The sequence below is a fragment of the Brevibacterium gallinarum genome, assembly GCF_014836885.1.
Lineage (GTDB): Bacteria > Actinomycetota > Actinomycetes > Actinomycetales > Brevibacteriaceae > Brevibacterium > Brevibacterium gallinarum.
Genome location: NZ_JACSPY010000014.1, coordinates 1 through 18,400, shown reverse-complemented (window position 1 = coordinate 18,400; position 18,400 = coordinate 1). Strand labels below are relative to the sequence as shown.

Below are 18,400 nucleotides of genomic sequence, written 5' to 3'. Positions count from 1 at the left end.
AGACGAACATGAACGTGCTCTACTCGATCCTCCTCGGTCTGCTCAATGCCGTTATCGTCGGCGTGCTCGTGCGCCGGACGATCACCGTCGGCACCGGGACGCTGCGTAACACGATCGTCTCGCTCGTCATGGGCATGTCGCTGTGGCCGATCACCCTGCAGGCCTACGAGCTGCTCGGCATCTCCCAGGGCGGGCAGATCCCGTGGATCGAGATGAGCTTCCCGGCCGTCATGGTCTTCCTGCTCATCTTCGCCTGGCTCATCGTCATCCAGATGTTCCTGCTGCTGGCCATCGAACTCGTGCTGCCCACCGGCACCTTCTCCTCGGTCATGCGCCAGATCGTGCGCCTGCCGGTGCTCTACCGGCGGGTCAGCCGCGTCTCCCAGATCCAGCGCATCCTGCTGCGCTACGGACTCGCCCGCTACCTGCGCCCGCGGATCCCGACCCTGAAGGTCTCGATGCGCGAGATCGCACGCACCACCGCCGAGGCGTTCGCCGCCGCCGGGGTCACCTTCGTCAAGCTCGGCCAGTTCATCGCCACCCGCTCCGATGTCGTGCCCCAGGAGTTCGTCGAGGAGTTCTCCAAGCTGCAGTCCGATGTGCCGCCGGTCGACTTCGACCAGATCCGGCCGGTGCTCGAGCGCTCCTTCGGCAGGCCCGTCGACCAGGTGTTCTCCTCCTTCGACGAGACCCCGCTGGCTGCCGCCTCGGTCGCGCAGGTGCATGCCGCCAAGCTCGCCGACGGCACCCAGGTCGTCGTCAAGGTCCAGCGCCCGCACCTGCGCAAGCAGGTCCGCGCCGATTCCGACATCATCCGCGCATTGGCCGATCAGGCGCACAACCGGGCAGGGTGGGCGAAGAAGATCGGCGTGCGCTCGATCGCACGCGGCTTCATCGAATCGCTCAACGAAGAGCTCGACTACGGCACCGAGGTGCGCAACACCCAGCTGCTGCGCGAAGCCGCCCAGCACCACGGCAACGGCTGGCCCCACGGGCCCGACGGGCAGCCGCTCGTCGACGTCCCGCGCGTGTACCCCGAACTCAGCAGCGAACGCGTCATCGTCCTCGAACGCGTCGACGGCATCCCGCTGTCGAAGGCAGGCGACCTGGTGGAGAACCTGTCGATGATCGCCCGCCGCGAGGCAGCCGACCAGCTTTTCATGACCGTCGCCCGGCAGGTGCTGCACAAGGGCGTCTTCCACGCCGATCTGCATGCCGGCAACATCCTCATCGACCCGGCCGGGCGCCTCGGGCTCATCGACTTCGGCAACGTCGGCCGACTCGACATGCGCGACCGCCGCGACATCGCCCTGCTGCTCATGGCCTTCGAACGGCAGAACTCGCAGGCTGCCACCACCGCTATCCTCGACCTGTTCGGGGCGCCGGTCGGTGTCGACATCCGGCTGCTGCAGCGCGAGATCGGCCAGATCATGCTCCAGTTCGACGGCGGTTCCGGAAGCTCATCGGCGATGTTCTCCGAACTGCTGTCCTTCGTCGTCGACAACGGCTTCGAACTGCCGAGCGCCGTTGCTGATGCATTCCGGGCGATCTCCACGCTGGAGGGCAGCCTCAAGAAGCTCGACCCGACGATCGACCTGCTCGATCTGGTGCGCGCTCACAGCGACACGCTCATGCGCGAGGCGGTGAGCTTCCGGGACAGCCTCGGCCATGCCGACCTGTACTTCACCGCGAACGCCCCGATGCTCGCCTCGCTGCCGGCCCAGATCAGCCGGATCGCCCAGCACCTGGAGGACGGCACCCTCGACATCGGCACGAGCGGCCTCAACATCGACCTCATCAAGAACCTCGTGCGCACGACGGTCGACCAGCTCGTGCAGGTCATCATCGCCACCGCCCTCATCCTCGGCGGCGTCGTCATGATGTCAGCTGACTTCGGCCCGCCGCTGGCCCCGGATCTCAAGCTGTTCACCTACTTCGGCGCGTGGGTGCTGTTAGGCGGCTTCGTGCTCGCCGCGGTCGTGCTGGCGCCGGCGCTGGCGACGAGAAGATTCAAATAGCGCGACCTCGGGTTAAACCGGCACCGCGGCGATCATCGACGCCCTTCCCGACGGCACCTCATCGGATCCCGCCGCCGGGAAGAACAGTGCCCGGATCAGGGCTTGAGGATGACCTTGCCGGTCGTCTTGCGGCCCTCGAGCGCACGATGCGCCTCGGCAGCCTCGGCGAGCGGGAACTCGTGGCCGACGCGGAAGTCGAGCCAGCCGGTCGAGAGCCCGTCGAAGAGCATGCCCGAACGCTCGGCCAGCTCCTCGGGGCTGCGGACGAACCACTGCAGCGAGGGCCGGGAGAGGAACTGCCCGCCGGAGGAGTTGAGCCGCTGGATGTCGAAGGGCTCGACCGGCCCGGAGGCCGCACCGAAGAGCACGAGCGAACCGCGCACCTTGAGCGAGGCCAGCGAGGCGTCGAAGGTGTCCCTGCCGACGCCGTCATAGGCGACGTCGACACCCTCACCGTCGGTGAGGTCGCGGACAGTGGCGGCGATGTCGACGCCCTCGCCGTAGAGGAACACCTCATCAGCGCCGGCACCGCGGGACAGCTCGGCCTTCTCCTCAGTCGAGACCGTCGTGATGACGCGGGCGCCGAGGTGCTTGGCCAGCTGGGTGAGCAGCAGGCCGACCCCGCCGGCACCGGCGTGGATGAGGGCGGTCTGGCCCGGCTCAAGGCGGTGCGAACCGGTCGCCAGGTACTGGGCCGTCAGGCCCTGGAGCGGAATCGCGGCAGCGACCTCATCGGACACGCCTTCGGGCACCCGCAGCACCCCGGCAGCCGGAACGGCGACGCTGGTGGCATAGGAGCCGGGCGCGTTGTGCCAGGCGACCCGGTCGCCGACTGAGAATCCGGTGACGTCATCGGCAACGGCGATGACGCGTCCGGCGCCTTCGCTGCCGACGACGTGCGGGAACTCCATCGGATACAGGCCGCTGCGCCGGTAGGTGTCGATGAAGTTGATGCCTGCAGCGGCGACCTCGACGAGGAGCTCGCCGGGACCTGCCTGCGGGTCGTCGATCTCGGTGTAGCGCAGCACCTCCGGTCCGCCGGCTTCGATCGCCTGTACAACGTGGGCCACAACCCCTCCTGAATAAAGTTCGATGATGCGGTATGATTATGCATATGTCGCGAATGTCAGTCGCAGTCTCAGGCGCCACCGGCTACGCCGGCGGTGAGGTCCTCAGGCTGCTGAGCAGTCACCCGGAACTTCACGTTACAACGGTCTGCGGCCATTCGAGCGCCGGTGACCGGCTGGCGGTCCACCAGCCCCATCTGCTCGCCTACGGCGACATGACGGTGCAGCCCTCGACCGCCGAGGTGCTCGCCGGCCACGACGTCGTCGTCCTCGCCCTGCCGCACGGCGCCTCGGGCGAGATCGCAGCCGCGCTCGCCGAGACCTCACCTGAGACCCTCATCATCGACCTCGCCGCCGACCACCGGCTCATCAGCCCAGCCGCCTGGGAGGCCTTCTACGGCAGCGATCATCCGGGCACCTGGACCTACGGGCTGCCCGAGATGCTGCTGGCCGACGGCACCAAGCAGCGCGAGGCGCTACGGCAGACCCGCCGCATCGCAGTGCCTGGCTGCAACGTCACCGCGGTGACGCTCGGCCTCGGCCCGCTGCTGCAGGCCGGGCTCATCGAGCCGACCGGACTGAGTGCGGTGCTGGCCAATGGCGTCTCCGGAGCAGGCAAGGCACTCAAGCCCCACCTGACAGCAGCCGAGATCCTCGGCAACGCCTCACCCTACGGCGTCGCCGGCACCCACCGGCACGTGCCCGAGATCGAACAGAACCTCAACCTCGCCCTCGGCGCCGATCCCGCCGACGGGCCGGTGCGCATCTCCTTCACCCCCACCCTCATCCCCGTCAGCCGCGGCATCCTCGCCACGCTCTCAGCCGTCCCGGCCGGTGGTGCGCAGCTGACCCGCGAGGCCGTCGCCGAGGTGTATGCCGCCGCGTACGCCGATGAGCCCTTCGTGCACATGCTCGCCGAAGGCGCCTGGCCGCAGCTGTCAGCGACCACCGGGTCGAACACCGCACATCTCCAGTTCGGCATCGACGAGCGCGCCGGGCGGATCGTCACCGTCGTCGCCCTCGACAACCTCGTGCGCGGCACCGCCGGCCAGGCGCTGCAGTCGGCCCACCTCGCCCTCGGCTTGCCCGAAGCCACCGGACTGCCGACCGGGGGACTGGCCCCCTGAGGCGCGGGCGAGCAGCCAGGCGGTCGTGACATCCCTCACCATGACACCGCAGGGGATGAATAAAGTTCACTTCTGCTGTATTGTTATGCATATTGAAGGGTGGTGGCCGCCGCCACCGCCGACTCGCCAGCCGAATGGAGTCGCATCATGAGCGTGACCTACCCGCGCGGCTTCCGCGCCTCAGGCACCACCGCCGGACTCAAGCCCAGCGGCAAGACCGACCTTGCCCTCGTCGTCAACGACGGCCCCGCCGATGCGGTTGCTGCCGTCTACACCGCCAACCGCTGCAAGGCCAACCCGGTGCTGTGGAGCCAGCAGGCCTCAGCAGACGGCACCGCACGAGCGGTCGTGCTGAATTCCGGTGGTGCGAACTGCTACACCGGCGACTACGGCTACGAGACCACCGAACTCACCGCCACCCGCACCGCCGAACTCCTCGACGCTGACCCGAGCGACGTCCTCGTCTGCTCGACCGGCCTCATCGGCGTCGGGGGACCGGAATTCCGCGAACCGATCCTCGACCACCTCGCCGCTGCCCTCGACGCTGCCGCCGCCACTCCGGAGGCAGGGGCGGCGGCAGCCGAGGCGATCATGACGACCGACACCGTGGCCAAGACGGCTACCCGCGAGGGCACCGCCTACCGCATCGGCGGCATGGCCAAGGGTGCCGGCATGCTCGCACCGGGACTGGCGACGATGCTCGTCGTCATCACCACCGACGCCGTCGTCGAATCCGCCGACCTCGACATCGCCCTGCGCGCAGCCACCCAGAAGACCTTCGACCGGCTCGACACCGACGGCTGCATGTCGACCAACGACACCGTCATCGTCATGAGCTCCGGGGCCTCCGAACACCAGGCCGACCTCGTCGAATTCACCCGCCTGCTCACCGAAGTGTGCGGCGAGCTCACCGCCCAGCTGCACACCGACGCCGAGGGTGCCGGCCACGACATCACCATCACCACCCGCGGCGCGTTCTCCGAACAGCAGGCCGTCGACGTCTCCCGCGCAGTCGCCCGCTCGAACCTCTTCAAGGCCGCCGTGTTCGGAGAGGATCCCAACTGGGGCCGCGTCGTCGCCCAGGTCGGCACCACCGATGCCGAGTTCGACCCGCAGGCCATCGACGTCACCTTCAACGGCGTGCCCGTCTGCGTCGGCTCCGCCCCGGCCGCCGATCCCGCTGAGGTGCTCTTCGACCGCCGCGTCGTCGTCGAGATCGACCTGCACGCTGGCAACTTCGAAGCCAGCGTGTGGACCTCGGACCTGACCCATGACTACGTCGAAGAGAACAGCGCCTACTCATCATGACTGAGACATCCTCTGCCCACCGGCTCGTGCAGGCTCAGGCCAAAGCTGAGACCTTGACCGAGGCGCTGCCGTGGATCAAGACCTTCAAGGGCGCGACCATCGTCATCAAGTACGGCGGCAATGCCATGGTATCCCCGGAGCTGCAGCAGTCCTTCGCCGACGACATCGCTTTCCTGCGGTTCGCCGGCCTGCGCCCGATCGTCGTCCACGGCGGCGGCCCGCACATCTCCCGGATGCTCGATCGCCTCGGCATCGAAAGCGAGTTCCGCGCCGGCCAGCGCGTCACCAGCGAAGAGGCCGCCGAGGTCGTGCGGATGGTGCTCTCCGGGCAGGTCAACCGCGAGGTCGTCGCCCGCATCAACCAGAACGGCGACGCCGCCGTCGGGCTCTCCGGCGAAGACGGCGACCTGCTGCTGGCCAAGCGCACAACCGCCACCGTCGACGGTGAGGAGATCGACCTCGGCCGGGTCGGCGAGATCGTCTCGGTCAACACTGAGCTCATCAACGAGCTGCTGGCCGCCGGCCGCATCCCGGTCATCTGCTCGATCGCCGCTGAAGCAGGCGGAGCCGTCAACAAGCCGCTCAACATCAACGCCGACCTCGCCGCCGCCGCGATCGCCCGCCAGATCGGCGCCGACAAGCTCGTCATGCTCACCGACGTGCCCGGCCTCTACGCCGACTGGCCGGACAAGGACTCACTGCTCTCAGCAATCACCCCGGCCGAGCTGCGCGAGCTGCTGCCGCGGCTTGACTCCGGGATGATCCCGAAGATGACCGCCGCGCTCGAAGCAGTCGAAGCCGGCGTGCGGCAGGCACACATCATCGACGGCCGGATGGCCCACTCGCTGCTGCTGGAGGTCTTTACCACCGAAGGCATCGGCACCATGGTCCAAGATGACCACACGAAGGGAGGACAGGCATGAGCTGGCAGGACGACTACGCCCAGACGATGCTGCCGGTCTTCGGCACCCCGAAGGCCAAGCTCGTTGCAGCCCACGGCTGTACCGTCACCGACGATGCCGGCAAGGACTACCTCGACCTGCTCGGCGGCATCGCCGTCAACACCCTCGGCCACGGCCACCCGGCCATCACCGAGGCGGTGACCGGCCAGCTGTCGACGATCGACCACGTCTCGAACTTCTTCACCACCGACCCCCAGCTGAACCTGGCGTCGAAGCTGCTGGAGATCGCCGGAGCACCGGCAGGCTCCCAGGTGTTCTTCGCCAACTCCGGCACCGAAGCCAATGAGGCCGCCATCAAGCTCGCCCGCCGGGTGGACGCCCCTGCTGCCGGCAGCCCGGGCCGGTCGAAGATCATCGCCGTCGACGGCGCCTTCCACGGCCGCACCATCGGCGCCCTGTCCCTGACGGCCAAGGAAGCCTACCGCGCACCCTTCGCCCCGCTCATGCCCGAGGTCACCCATGTGCCCTTCGGTGACATCGACGCCCTGAGAGCCGCCGTCGACGACACGGTCGCTGCCGTCATCATCGAACCGATCCAAGGAGAGCGCGGCGTGCGCCTGCACCCGGACGGTTACCTGAGAGCCGTGCGCGAGGCGACGAGCGCTGCCGGGGCGCTCATGATTCTCGATGAGGTGCAGACCGGCATCGGCCGCACCGGCCACTGGTTCGCCTTCCAGCACCCGGAGATCGGCGAGGGCATCACACCCGATGCGATCACCGTGGCCAAGGGACTGGCCGGCGGCATCCCGATCGGCGGGCTCATCACCATCGGTGAACAGGTCAGTGCACTGCTGTCCGCCGGCCAGCACGGCACCACCTTCGGGGGCAACCCCGTCAGCGCCGCGGCCGCACTCGCCGTGCTCGACACCATCGAGACAGACGGCCTTCTCGCCCATGTCCGCGAGACCGGCGACTGGCTGGCCGAGCAGCTCTCCGCCGTCCCCGGTGTCACCGGGGCGCGCGGGGCAGGGCTGCTGCGCTCCTTCGCCATCACCGACCCGCAGCAGGCAGTCGCCGGTGAGCTGCCGGTCGCCGGCGCACTTGCAGCAGTCGCGCAGGAGGCCGGTTTCATCATCAACCCGGTCACCCCCGACCGGATCCGCCTGGCACCTCCGCTCATCATCACCCCGACACAGCTGCAGGACTTCCTCGATGCTCTGCCAGCACTCATCTCCGAGACCGTGAAGGCACAGTCATGACCCGACACTTCCTCACCGACACCGACCTCAGCCCCACCGAACTGCTCGAGGTCCTCGACCTGGCAGCCGAACTCAAAGCCGACCCCGGCACCCAGGTGCCCTTCGCCGGACCGGGAGCCGCCGCCTCGGACGCGGCACGCAAGACCGTGGCCGTCATCTTCGACAAGACCTCCACCCGCACCCGCGTGTCCTTCGCCGCAGGCATCGCAGCACTCGGCGGCAGCCCGCTCATCATCAACCCCGGTGAGGCGCAGCTTGGGCACAAGGAGTCGATCGCCGACACCGCACAGGTGATGTCGAGGATGGTCTCGATGATCGTCTGGCGCACCTACGCGCAGGTCGGCCTCGAAGAGATGGCCGCGAACTCCTCGGTGCCGGTCATCAACGCCCTGTCCGATGACTACCACCCGTGCCAGCTGCTGGCCGACCTGCTCACCATCCGCGAACACCGGCCCACCGACGCACCCGGGGGACTGGCCGGCACGACGCTTGCCTACTTCGGCGACGGGGCGAACAACATGGCCAACTCCTACCTGCTCGCCGGCGCCAATGCCGGCATGCACGTGCGCATCGCAGCACCGGACAGCCACCAGCCGGCCGCCGCGATCGTTCAGCGCGCGCAGGCCCTGGCCGTCGAGACCGGCGGGTCGATTGAGATCACCGACGACGCCGCGGTGGCCGCCACCGGCGCCGATGTGCTGGTGACCGACACGTGGGTGTCGATGGGCCAGGACGCTGAGGGCCGGGGCGGCGCCGATTCGCCGTTCATGCCCTACCAGGTCAACGCCGCACTGCTCGATGTCGCAGCTGAGGGCGCACTCGTCATGCACTGCCTGCCGGCTTACCGCGGCCAGGAGATCACCGCCGAGGTCATCGACGGGCCGCAGTCGGTCGTCTTCGATGAGGCCGAGAACCGGCTGCACGCCCAGATGGGGCTGATGGCCTGGCTGGAGGCACGCGGATGAGCGAACAGCTGACACCGACGACCAAGGCCGCCCGCCAGCAGCTCATCATCGAGCTCATCCGCACGGAGACGATCCGCTCGCAGACCGAGCTTGCCGGGCTGCTGACCGGCCGCGGCTTCTCCGTGACGCAGGCGACCCTGTCACGCGACCTCGTCGATCTCGGCGCGGTCAAGGTGCGCACCGCCAAGGGCTCCGTCTACGCGGTGCCCGGCGAGGGAGGGGACCGCAGCCTGCAGTCCGCGCAGGCCACCGACCTGCTCGACGCGAAGCTGCAGCGACTGCTCGAAGAGCTGCTCGTGACCGCCACCAGCTCGGGCCAGCTCGTCGTGCTGCGCACCCCGCCCGGGGCCGCCCAGTACTTGGCCTCAGCGCTCGACCGATCCGTCATCCCCGAGGTGCTCGGCACGATCGCCGGCGACGACACCGTCCTCGTCATCGCTGCCGAGTCCACCAGCGGGGAGGCCCTGGCCGAGAAGCTGCACGAGCTGGCCGGCGACGCATAACCCAGACCTGCGGGCCGGCCGGGGTGCAGGTGCACCCGGCGGACCCTGACCCATATTCTGAACAGTAACGACCTTTCCGAAAAGGAGTCCCGACATGACTGAACGCATTGTGCTCGCCTACTCAGGCGGCCTCGACACCTCGGTGGCCATCGGTTGGATCCACGAGGCGACCGGTGCCGAGGTGGTGGCGATGGCCGTCGACGTCGGCCAGGGAGGCGAGGACCTGGAGACGATCCGCCAGCGCGCTCTCGACTGTGGTGCGGTCGAGGCCTACGTCGCCGACGCCCGCGACGAGTTCGCCAACGAGTACTGCATGCCCGGGCTCAAGGCCAACACCCTGTACATGGACGCCTACCCGAACGTCTCGGCGCTGTCCCGCCCGGTCATCGTCAAGCACCTCGTCACCGCCGCCCGCAAGTTCGGTGCGAAGACCGTCGCCCACGGCTGCACCGGCAAGGGCAACGACCAGGTGCGGTTCGAGGTCGGCATCACCTCCCTGGCCCCGGACATGAAGTGTATCGCCCCGGTCCGCGACCTCGCGCTCACCCGCGAGAAGGCCATCGAATATGCCGAGCGCAACGATCTGCCGATCGTCACAACCAAGTCCAACCCGTTCTCCATCGACCAGAACGTGTGGGGCCGCGCTGTTGAGACCGGCTTCCTCGAAGACATCTGGAACGGCCCGACCAAGGACGTCTACGACTACACCGACGACCCGACCTTCCCGCCGCCGGCCGACGAGGTCACCATCACCTTCGAGAAGGGCATCCCGGTCAAGATCGACGGCCGCGACGTCACCCCGCTGCAGGCGATCGAGGAGCTGAACCAGCGCGCCGGCGCCCAGGGCATCGGCCGCATCGACATCGTCGAAGACCGGCTCGTGGGCATCAAGAGCCGCGAGATCTACGAAGCCCCCGGCGCGATGACCCTCATCGCTGCGCACAAGGAGCTGGAGAACATCACGCTCGAGCGCGAGCAGGCCCGCTTCAAGCGGATGGTCGACCAGCGCTGGACCGAGGTCGTCTACGACGGCCAGTGGTTCTCCGAGCTCAAGGGCTCGCTCGACGCGTTCATCGACGACACCCAGGAGTACGTCAGCGGTGAGATCCGCATGGAGCTCCACGGCGGCCGTGCGACTGTCACCGGCCGGCGCTCGGAGTCCTCGCTGTACGACTTCGGCCTGGCCACCTACGACGAAGGCGACACCTTCGACCAGTCCTCGGCCCGCGGCTTCATCGACATCTACGGACTGTCCTCGAAGCAGGCTGCCGCCCGCGACCACAAGTTCGACAAGGGCATCCGGCTGTGAGCCCGGCACCTGGAACCTCACCCGAGCACGCAGCCGGATCCGGGCCCGAGGCGCCTGAGCGGCTGGCCCTGTGGGGCGGCCGGTTCGCTTCGGGGCCCTCGGATGCGGTGGCGCTGCTGTCGAAGTCGACGCACTTCGACTGGCGGCTGGCCGCCTACGATCTGGCCGGCTCCCGGGCCCACGCCCGGGTGCTCAACCGGGCCGGGCTGCTCGATGAGAGCGAGCTCGAGGGCATGATCGCAGCCCTCGACGAGCTCGAGCGCCGCGTGACCTCCGGTGAGTTCACGGCAGCCGACTCCGATGAGGACGTCCACTCCGCGCTCGAGCGCGGGCTGCTGGAGATCGCCGGGCCGGAGCTCGGCGGCAAGCTGCGTGCCGGGCGGTCGCGCAACGACCAGATCGCGACGATGGGCCGGATGTACATCCGCGACTCCTCGCGCATCATCGCCGGTCTCGTCCTCGATGTCGTCGAGGCGCTCATCACCCAGGCGAAGGCCCACCCGGAGGCGCCGATGCCGGGCCGGACGCATCTGCAGCACGCCCAGCCGGTGCTGCTGGCCCACCATCTGCTCGCCCACGCCTGGCCGCTCATGCGCGATGTCGAGCGGCTGGTCGATCTCGATGCCCGGGCCGACGCTTCGGCCTACGGCTCTGGTGCGCTGGCCGGATCCTCCCTCGGCGTCGACCCGCAGGCGGTGGCTGCCGAGCTCGGGTTCTCCGATTCGGTGGAGAACTCCATCGACGGCACCGCCAGCCGCGATGTGTTCGCAGAGTTCACGTTCGTCGCGGCGATGACCGGCATCGACCTGTCGCGGCTGAGTGAGGAGATCATCGCCTGGGCGACCGCCGAGTTCGGCTTCATCACCCTCGATGATGCGTTCTCGACCGGTTCGTCGATCATGCCGCAAAAGAAGAACCCGGATGTCGCCGAGCTCGCCCGCGGCAAGGCCGGCCGCCTCATTGGCGACCTCACCGGGCTGCTCGCCACCCTCAAGGCGATGCCGCTGGCCTACAACCGCGATCTGCAGGAGGACAAGGAGCCGGTCTTCGACGCCGTCGACACCCTGGCCCTCGTGCTGCCGGCTTTCGCCGGGATGGTGCAGACGCTGACGTTCAACACCGAGCGGATGGCGCATCTGGCCCCGCGCGGCTTCGCGCTGGCCACCGATGTCGCCGAATGGCTCGTCCGCCAGGGCGTGCCGTTCCGTGTGGCCCACGAGCTCTCCGGCGCAGCCGTTGCGAAGGCCGAGTCGCGCGGTGTCGAGCTGTGGGATCTCTCCGATGAGGACTATGCGGAGATCTCCGCGCACTTCACACCCGAGATGCGCGAGGTGCTCACGACGCTCGGCTCGATCGACGCCCGGTCAGCCAAGGGCGGCACCGCCCGCAGTGCCGTCGCCCAGCAGCTGGCCAGCGCCGAGGCGGAACTCAGCCGCCTGCGCGACTTCGCGGACTCCTCGACTCGCTGAGCTGAATCCGGCTTCGCTGAACTGAGGCTGGATTCCGCTGATCGCCCGCCGCTCCGCCCGTCCTGGGCGGGACGGCGGGCGTCGTCGTCTGGTCACCCATGCACCGGCATGTGCTTTACTTCAGTTGCGGGCCGCACCGGCCCGGCAGGCACGAACCCCGACGGCAGGTGAGCGGTGAACCGGATCCTCATCATCGACCACGATGATTCCTTCACCTACAACCTCGTCGACCTCATCGCCACGCTGGCCGGCAGCACCCCTGCCGTCATCTCCCACCGCAGCGATCCCACCGCACTCGACGCCCTCACCGGCTACGACGCCGTCGTCATCTCACCGGGACCCGGCACCCCGGAGAAGCCGGGCGACATCGGCATCAGCGCAGCCGTGCTCGCCGAGGTGCCGATCCCGCTGCTCGGCGTCTGCCTCGGCCACGAGGCTCTGGCACTCGCCCACGGCGGCACGATCGGCCCGGCAGCCGAACCCCGCCACGGCCGCATCTCGACGCTCGAGCACACAGGCACCGGCCTCTTCGCAGGTCTGCCCGCCGGGACCGCAGTGGTCCGCTACCACTCCCTGGCCGTCACCGACCCGGGCCCGCACCTGAGCGTCACCGCCCGTGCTGAGGACGGCACCATCATGGGGCTGACGCACCGCAGCAGACCGGCCTGGAGTGTGCAGTTCCACCCCGAATCCATCGCCACCGCAGCCGGCCGGCAGCTGCTGGAGAACTTCCTCGCGCTCGCTGCAGACTGGAACGCCACCCACCGGCCTGCCCGCGTTTCGGATCCCTTGCCGTCAGCCGAGCGCGCACCGGCTCCCACGGCAGCCGCCAGCCTGGCCGCACACGATTCCGGTGCACCGGTCGCCGGTGAGCTCGCCGCGCTGCCCGGTCTGCGACTGGCACATCAGACACATCGGCTGACCGTCCCGGCTGAGGCCGTCTTCACCGGTCTCTTCACCGACAGCACGCATGCCTTCTGGCTCGACAGCCGCGACCCAGCCCACCCCGATGGGCGCTTCAGCATTCTCGGCGACGCCTCCGGACCGCTGGCACACCGGGTCACCGCAGACGTCCCCGCAGGCACGCTGACGGTCACCGGCCGGTTGGGGGAGCAGACGATCGAGTCGGGGTTCTTCGACTGGCTCTCCGGTGAAGAGGCCGGCATGCAGACGATGCGTGCGGCAGTCGAGCTGCCGGAGACCGGCTGCGGGTTCGCCCTCGGCTGGATCGGCAGCCTCGGCTACGAGCTCAAAGCCGAATGCGGCGCCAGCACCGCCCACACCTCACCGCTGCCCGATGCGCAGCTCATCTTCGCCGACCGCGCGATCATCATCGACCACCACACCGGCACCGCCCACCTGCTGGCACTCACCACCCCAGAACTCGAAACCGGCACTGACGCATGGTTCGCTGCCGCCGCCCGCGCGCTCACCGCCTCGGGGCCGGTGCTGCCGCCGCACGGCCCGCCCGTCACCGGGGAGCTGAGGCTGCGCCACGACCGGGCTGCCTACGAGGCGCTCATCGACCGCTGTCATGAGCTCATCTGGACGGGGGAGAGCTACGAGATCTGCCTGACCAACGAGATCACCGGTCAGGTGCGGCTGCCGATCGTCGAAACCTACCGGCGGCTGCGCTCGGCCAGCCGCAGCCCGCTGGCCGGCCTGCTGCGCTTCGGGGAGGTCGGGGTGCTCTCGACCTCTCCCGAACGGTTCCTCGCAATCAGCACTGAACGGCAGGCGACATCGAAGCCGATCAAGGGCACCCGGCCGCGCACGGCCGACCCGCATACTGACACGCTCATGCGCGCCGAGCTGCAGGCGAGTGAGAAGGAGCGGGCGGAGAACCTCATGATCGTCGACCTCGTCCGCCACGACCTGACACACACGGCAGTGCCCGGCAGCATCGACGTGCCGCAGTTCCTGGAGGTCGAAAGCTACGCGACCGTTCATCAGCTGGTCAGCACCGTGCGCTCCCAGCTGGCCGATGATGCCGGGATCGTCGACTGCCTGCGCGCCTGCTTCCCCGGCGGGTCGATGACCGGGGCGCCGAAGCTGCGGACGATGGAGATCATCGACGAGCTCGAGGCCGGACCGCGCGGCATCTACTCCGGGGCGCTCGGCTACTTCTCACTGTCTGGGGCACTCGACCTGTCGATGGTCATCCGCACCCTCGTCATCACCGCCGAGGGTTTCAGCTACGGAGTCGGCGGTGCGATCACCGCCCTGTCCGACCCGGCAGCGGAGTTCGAGGAGACTGCGGTGAAGGCCGAGCCGCTGTTGGGACTGCTGGGGGCGCAGTTCCCGGAACGGGATGCGGACCCTGCCCTGCCGGTCCCGCGCGTCTGAGTAAGATATGCACTGTGGTGCTGCCGGGAAGAATCCGCCCGGCACCAGCGCGGTGACTGCCACGGATTCCGGCGCCGCGCAGACCCGATGAGAAAAGGTGAATCGTGACTGATATCTTCCGTGAGCTGAAGACCCGCGACCTGGTGGCGCTGTCCACCGATGAGGAGGCGCTGCAGCAGGCGCTGAACGCCGGTCCGGTCAGCTTCTATATCGGTTTCGACCCGACCGCACCCAGCCTGCACATGGGCAACCTCGTCCAGCTGCTCTTCGCCCGCCGGCTGCAGCTGGCCGGCCACAACCCCTACGCCCTCGTCGGCGGCGCCACCGGCCTCATCGGCGATCCGCGGATGTCGGGGGAGCGGACGCTGAACGAACGCGATGTCGTCGAAGGCTGGGTGGAGAAGATCCGCGCCCAGATCGAGCGCTTCCTCGACGTCGAGGGCCCGCATGCCGCCCAGCTGGTCAACAACCTCGACTGGACCGGCGAGATCTCGACGATCGACTTCCTGCGCGACATCGGCAAGCACTTCTCGGTCAACCGGATGCTGGCCAAGGAGACGGTCGCCGCCCGTCTGCAGAGCGAGCACGGCATCTCGTTCACCGAGTTCGCCTACCAGATCCTGCAGGGCAACGACTTCCTCGAGCTCTACCGCCGCTACGGCATCACGCTCCAGCACGGCGGCTCCGACCAGTGGGGCAACCTCACCGCTGGCGCTGACCTCATCCGCCGCGTCGAGCGGGTCAGCGTCCACGCGATGGCCACCCCGCTCATGACGAAGGCCGATGGCACGAAGTTCGGCAAGACCGAATCGGGCACCGTCTGGCTCGACCCCGAGCTCACCAGCCCGTACGCGTTCAGCCAGTTCTGGCTCAACGCCGATGACCGCGATGTCATGAAGTTCCTCAAGGTCTTCTCGTTCCGCTCGCTTGAGGAGATCGGCCAGATCGGCGAGGAGTTCGCAGCCGCCCCGCACAAGCGGGTCGCGCAGCGGGCCCTGGCCGAGGACGTCACGACTCTCGTCCACGGTGAGCAGACGACCCGGCAGGTCTTCGCCGCCGCCGAGGCGCTCTTCGGTTCCGGCGAACTGGCAGCTCTCGACCCGGGAACCCTGGGCTCGGCGACCGCCGAGCTGCCCGGCACGCAGGTGCCGGCCGCTGAGGTCTCGGCCGGGATGCCGGTCGCTGACGCCTTCGCCGCCTCGGGCATCGTCAAGTCCAAGGGCGAGGCGCGCCGTGCCATCAAGGACGGCGGCGCCTACGTCAACAACGTCAAGGTCACCGACGGCGAACAGACGATCACCACCGATGACGTCCTCGACGCCGGCAACCGGGGCGTCGTGCTGCTGCGCCGCGGCAAGAAGACCCTCGGGGCACTGTCCGTCACCCGCTGACAGTCCCCACCCGACAAACAGGGCCGGAGTGCGGATCTGCACTCCGGCTCTGTTCGGCATTCACGTCGGCTCACTCGCCGGTGTCGACGCCCTGTTCTTCGTAGTAGCGCTTGGCGCCGGGGTGCAATGGCACGTCCCCGCGGCCGAAGAGCGCATCCTCGAGCTTGATGAACCGCTTCTGCGCCAGCGAGATGTCCTCGGCGCGTTCGTAGATCGTCTTCGTGATCCCGTAGGCGTCGCCATCACTGACCTGGTTGAGCGAGGCGACGATGGATGCGAAGACGGCGACGGTGGTGATGTCGTCTTCGGCGAATCCGTACGAACCGCCGGGAATCGTGTAGGCCTCGTAATGGTTGTCAGCTGAGATCTCCTCGGCTTTGTCCTCATCGAGGGGGATGAGCCGGACATCTGCCGAGGCATCGAGCTCACTCAGCGAGGCGGCCGGCACGCCGATGATCTCGATGGAGGCATCGACATGACCGTCCTGCAGCTTGGACCGTGCATCGGCGAAGCTCTCCTCGAACGGCGTGTAGTCGCCCTCGCCGATGCCGTAGGCCTCGAAGAGCAGCCCGGCCACCGCCTTGTTCGCAGAGCCCGGCGCACCGATCGCGATGCGCTTGCCCTTGAGATCTTCGAACTTCTCGATCCCGTTGTCAGCCAGGGTGATGACATGGACGGCCTCGGGGTAGATCTGGCCGATGAAGCCGATGTTGTCGATGCCCTTGTCCAGATCGCTGAACTCCGCAGTGGCATCCCGGGCGTCGTTGGCGGTGTTCGTCTGAGAGAACGCAAGCTGCGCTTCGCCCTTGGCGATCCGGCCGAGATTGTCGACAGAGCCATCGGTCTCAACAGCGACGACGCTGAGGCCGTCGACGTCTTCGGCGAAGAGCCGGCTGAACTCACTGCCGAGCGGATAGTAGACACCGGCTGTGCCACCGGTGGCGAACGTCAGGTCGCGCGTGGTCTCGTCGTCACCGGAGCCCGAACCAGAACCGGAATCCGAGCCCTGACCGCAGCCGGTCAGGACGAGGGCGAGGGCCGCTGCCGCGGCAGTGATGAGGCGGGTGGTCGGCAGGTGCATAGGTTCTCCTTCGAATCGCACATCCGGTGTGAAAAGAACCGTAACCGGGCCGGGGTATCTGCGGGAAGGCTATGTCCGGGAGCTGGATGCGCTGGATTCCCAACCCGGTCAGACAGCGATAGTGTGCTGAGGGACACAGCGATCGAGAACAGGAGATTCAGTGACGACTCCCCAGCCTGCATCCCCGCCCCGGGCCTCGTCGGCAGACCCGGCTTTCGGGTCCTGGCGCGCCATCATCATCTTCTGCCTCCTGGCATATGGTCTCGCCTGGCTTGCCGTGCTCCCGCTGTGGCTGAACTACGAGCTCTTCTTCGGCACCGGCAGCCCTGCCAGCCAGCTCATGAACGCCGATCCCGACAACCCGCCCACCGGTGAGGCGGTCATCGCCGCCATCGTGCCTGTCCTGCTCATGTCGCTCATGATGTTCACGCCTGCGATCAGCGCCCTCGCCGTCATGCGTGTGGTCGAGAAGGTGCCCCTCCGGCAGACGTTCGCTGCGCTGGGCGCCGGGCCGCTGCGCACGCCCGACGGCAGCCCTGCCGGGCGCATCGGCCGTCTCCACCCGGCTCTCCGGGTGCTGCTGTTCAGCATGCTGGCGATCGGCATCGTCTTCGTCCTCACGATTCTCGCCGGCCTTGTGGCGATGCTGCTCGGCGGTTTCGAACCGGACTGGCAGATGACGGCGGCGCGCGAGCAGCTCGAGGCGACGGGCCTGGCGATGCCGCTGGTGCTCTTCGTGCTGCTGCAGATCGTGCAGGTCGTTATCGCAGCGTTCGTCCCCAACGGGGTGCTAGGCCTGGGCGAGGAGCTGGGATGGCGCGGATACCTCACGGCAGCGCTCCGCCGCCGAGGTGTGGGGACCGTTGCGATGATCGTCGTCTCCGGTGCGATCTGGGGCGCCTGGCATGCACCCGTGCTGCTGCTCGGGCACAACTTCGAGACGCGTTCGCCGATCACGATCCCGATCATGATGATCGGCTGCATCTGCGTGGGCGCAGTATTCGTCTGGCTGCGGGAGACGTCCGGTTCGATCTGGCCGGCTGCGATCGGCCATGGCGGCTTCAACGCCGCGGCCGGGATCAGCATCCTCATCGCTGCCGACGGGACCTGGTCGAAACCGATCATCGCGAACCCACTGGGGGTCTCCGGCTGGATCGTCATCGGAGCAGGTGCCGTGGTGCTGTTCCTCGGCACCCGCCGAGGCAGCCGCCTCGGGGGTGCTGAGGCCCGTTCTGCGGCTTGAAATCAGCGGTGAGCCAGAACACAGCGCCCTCGAGTTGCAAAGCCCTGGAGACCCTGTGTAGATTAGTACCTGTTGCTCGACGGAAACACCGAAGAGAGCAGGCCATCCCGGTCGCATACGAACCGCTGGATGCCTCGCTACCACTGGAACGGCAGTCGAGAACAGCTGACACTGAATCTTCACGACGACCGTCGTTCACGGCGGACCCAGAGCGAAGAAGCGTGTGGCGCAGATCACGGAAAAGCGATTTGCAAAGCACGGAAGTGTGAGTCTAAAGTTAATAACCGATCGCGCCGCGGTGAACAAAGCGAAAACGGCTTTAGTAGCTGCGGAGGGCGTCTGTTCTTTGAGAACTCAATAGCGTGTTTGTTTGTTTTTGTGATGCCAGAATTTTTTGTTTCTGGTTGAAGCA

14 protein-coding genes are annotated in these 18,400 nt (G+C 67.9%); 12 read left to right on the top strand and 2 right to left on the bottom strand.

The window, feature by feature from the left end:
* Nucleotides 1–8: 8 nt before the first annotated feature.
* Nucleotides 9–2,018: an ABC1 kinase family protein gene (locus tag H9634_RS11915; protein ID WP_191726872.1), complete on the top strand. Its 2,010-nt coding sequence runs from the start codon at nt 9–11 to the stop codon at nt 2,016–2,018.
* 95 nt (nt 2,019–2,113) lie between these two features.
* On the opposite strand, the gene H9634_RS11910 is transcribed toward H9634_RS11915, so the two are convergent.
* Nucleotides 2,114–3,088, bottom strand: a complete 975-nt coding sequence (locus H9634_RS11910; protein WP_191726870.1) for a quinone oxidoreductase family protein — start codon at nt 3,086–3,088, stop codon at nt 2,114–2,116.
* A 44-nt stretch (nt 3,089–3,132) separates the two neighbouring features.
* On the opposite strand from H9634_RS11910, the gene argC reads away from it, so the two are divergent.
* From argC to tyrS, 10 genes are all read left to right on the top strand, one after another.
* The gene (gene argC, locus H9634_RS11905; protein WP_225210898.1) at nt 3,133–4,212 is read left to right on the top strand and encodes an N-acetyl-gamma-glutamyl-phosphate reductase; all 1,080 of its coding nucleotides are present in this window, start codon (nt 3,133–3,135) and stop codon (nt 4,210–4,212) included.
* A gap of 147 nt (nt 4,213–4,359) precedes the next feature.
* On the top strand, nt 4,360–5,520 hold the full coding sequence (argJ, locus tag H9634_RS11900) for a bifunctional glutamate N-acetyltransferase/amino-acid acetyltransferase ArgJ (RefSeq protein WP_191726867.1): 1,161 nt from the start codon (nt 4,360–4,362) through the stop codon (nt 5,518–5,520).
* Nucleotides 5,517–6,443: an acetylglutamate kinase gene (gene argB / locus H9634_RS11895; protein WP_170273499.1), complete on the top strand. Its 927-nt coding sequence runs from the start codon at nt 5,517–5,519 to the stop codon at nt 6,441–6,443. Before argJ ends, argB begins: the two co-directional genes overlap by 4 nt.
* On the top strand, nt 6,440–7,681 hold the full coding sequence (locus H9634_RS11890) for an acetylornithine transaminase (RefSeq protein ID WP_191726866.1): 1,242 nt from the start codon (nt 6,440–6,442) through the stop codon (nt 7,679–7,681). The genes argB and H9634_RS11890 overlap by 4 nt, the downstream gene beginning before the upstream one ends.
* Nucleotides 7,678–8,646, top strand: coding sequence for an ornithine carbamoyltransferase (argF, locus tag H9634_RS11885; RefSeq protein WP_191726864.1), 969 nt, complete (start codon nt 7,678–7,680; stop codon nt 8,644–8,646). Before H9634_RS11890 ends, argF begins: the two co-directional genes overlap by 4 nt.
* Entirely contained in the window at nt 8,643–9,149 is a 507-nt protein-coding gene (locus tag H9634_RS11880) for an arginine repressor (protein WP_191726862.1), read from the top strand. Before argF ends, H9634_RS11880 begins: the two co-directional genes overlap by 4 nt.
* A gap of 94 nt (nt 9,150–9,243) precedes the next feature.
* On the top strand, nt 9,244–10,458 hold the full coding sequence (locus H9634_RS11875; RefSeq protein WP_191726860.1) for an argininosuccinate synthase: 1,215 nt from the start codon (nt 9,244–9,246) through the stop codon (nt 10,456–10,458).
* Nucleotides 10,455–11,927 carry an argininosuccinate lyase gene (gene argH / locus H9634_RS11870; protein ID WP_191726859.1) on the top strand — a complete coding sequence of 491 codons (1,473 nt, stop codon included), beginning with the start codon at nt 10,455–10,457 and terminating at the stop codon, nt 11,925–11,927. Before H9634_RS11875 ends, argH begins: the two co-directional genes overlap by 4 nt.
* A 174-nt stretch (nt 11,928–12,101) precedes the next feature.
* Nucleotides 12,102–14,273, top strand: a complete 2,172-nt coding sequence (pabB, locus tag H9634_RS11865; RefSeq protein WP_191726858.1) for an aminodeoxychorismate synthase component I — start codon at nt 12,102–12,104, stop codon at nt 14,271–14,273.
* 104 nt (nt 14,274–14,377) lie between these two features.
* The gene (gene tyrS, locus H9634_RS11860; protein ID WP_191726856.1) at nt 14,378–15,664 is read left to right on the top strand and encodes a tyrosine--tRNA ligase; all 1,287 of its coding nucleotides are present in this window, start codon (nt 14,378–14,380) and stop codon (nt 15,662–15,664) included.
* A 70-nt stretch (nt 15,665–15,734) separates the two neighbouring features.
* Here the strand turns inward: tyrS and H9634_RS11855 are convergent, their stop codons facing one another.
* Nucleotides 15,735–16,745, bottom strand: coding sequence for a TAXI family TRAP transporter solute-binding subunit (locus tag H9634_RS11855; protein ID WP_191726854.1), 1,011 nt, complete (start codon nt 16,743–16,745; stop codon nt 15,735–15,737).
* Between the two features lie 160 nt (nt 16,746–16,905).
* On the opposite strand from H9634_RS11855, the gene H9634_RS14935 reads away from it, so the two are divergent.
* Nucleotides 16,906–17,988, top strand: coding sequence for a CPBP family intramembrane glutamic endopeptidase (locus H9634_RS14935; RefSeq protein WP_191726852.1), 1,083 nt, complete (start codon nt 16,906–16,908; stop codon nt 17,986–17,988).
* Nucleotides 17,989–18,400 lie beyond the last annotated feature (412 nt).

What these genes read in the sequence shown, in the direction of transcription:
- H9634_RS11915 (WP_191726872.1), top strand. Translation starts at nt 9, where the DNA reads ATGAACGTGCTCTACTCGATCCTCCTCGGTCTGCTCAATGCCGTTATC.
- argC (WP_225210898.1), top strand. Translation starts at nt 3,133, where the DNA reads ATGTCGCGAATGTCAGTCGCAGTCTCAGGCGCCACCGGCTACGCCGGC.
- argJ (WP_191726867.1), top strand. Translation starts at nt 4,360, where the DNA reads ATGAGCGTGACCTACCCGCGCGGCTTCCGCGCCTCAGGCACCACCGCC.
- argB (WP_170273499.1), top strand. Translation starts at nt 5,517, where the DNA reads ATGACTGAGACATCCTCTGCCCACCGGCTCGTGCAGGCTCAGGCCAAA.
- H9634_RS11890 (WP_191726866.1), top strand. Translation starts at nt 6,440, where the DNA reads ATGAGCTGGCAGGACGACTACGCCCAGACGATGCTGCCGGTCTTCGGC.
- argF (WP_191726864.1), top strand. Translation starts at nt 7,678, where the DNA reads ATGACCCGACACTTCCTCACCGACACCGACCTCAGCCCCACCGAACTG.
- H9634_RS11880 (WP_191726862.1), top strand. Translation starts at nt 8,643, where the DNA reads ATGAGCGAACAGCTGACACCGACGACCAAGGCCGCCCGCCAGCAGCTC.
- H9634_RS11875 (WP_191726860.1), top strand. Translation starts at nt 9,244, where the DNA reads ATGACTGAACGCATTGTGCTCGCCTACTCAGGCGGCCTCGACACCTCG.
- H9634_RS11855 (WP_191726854.1), bottom strand. Translation starts at nt 16,745, where the DNA reads ATGCACCTGCCGACCACCCGCCTCATCACTGCCGCGGCAGCGGCCCTC.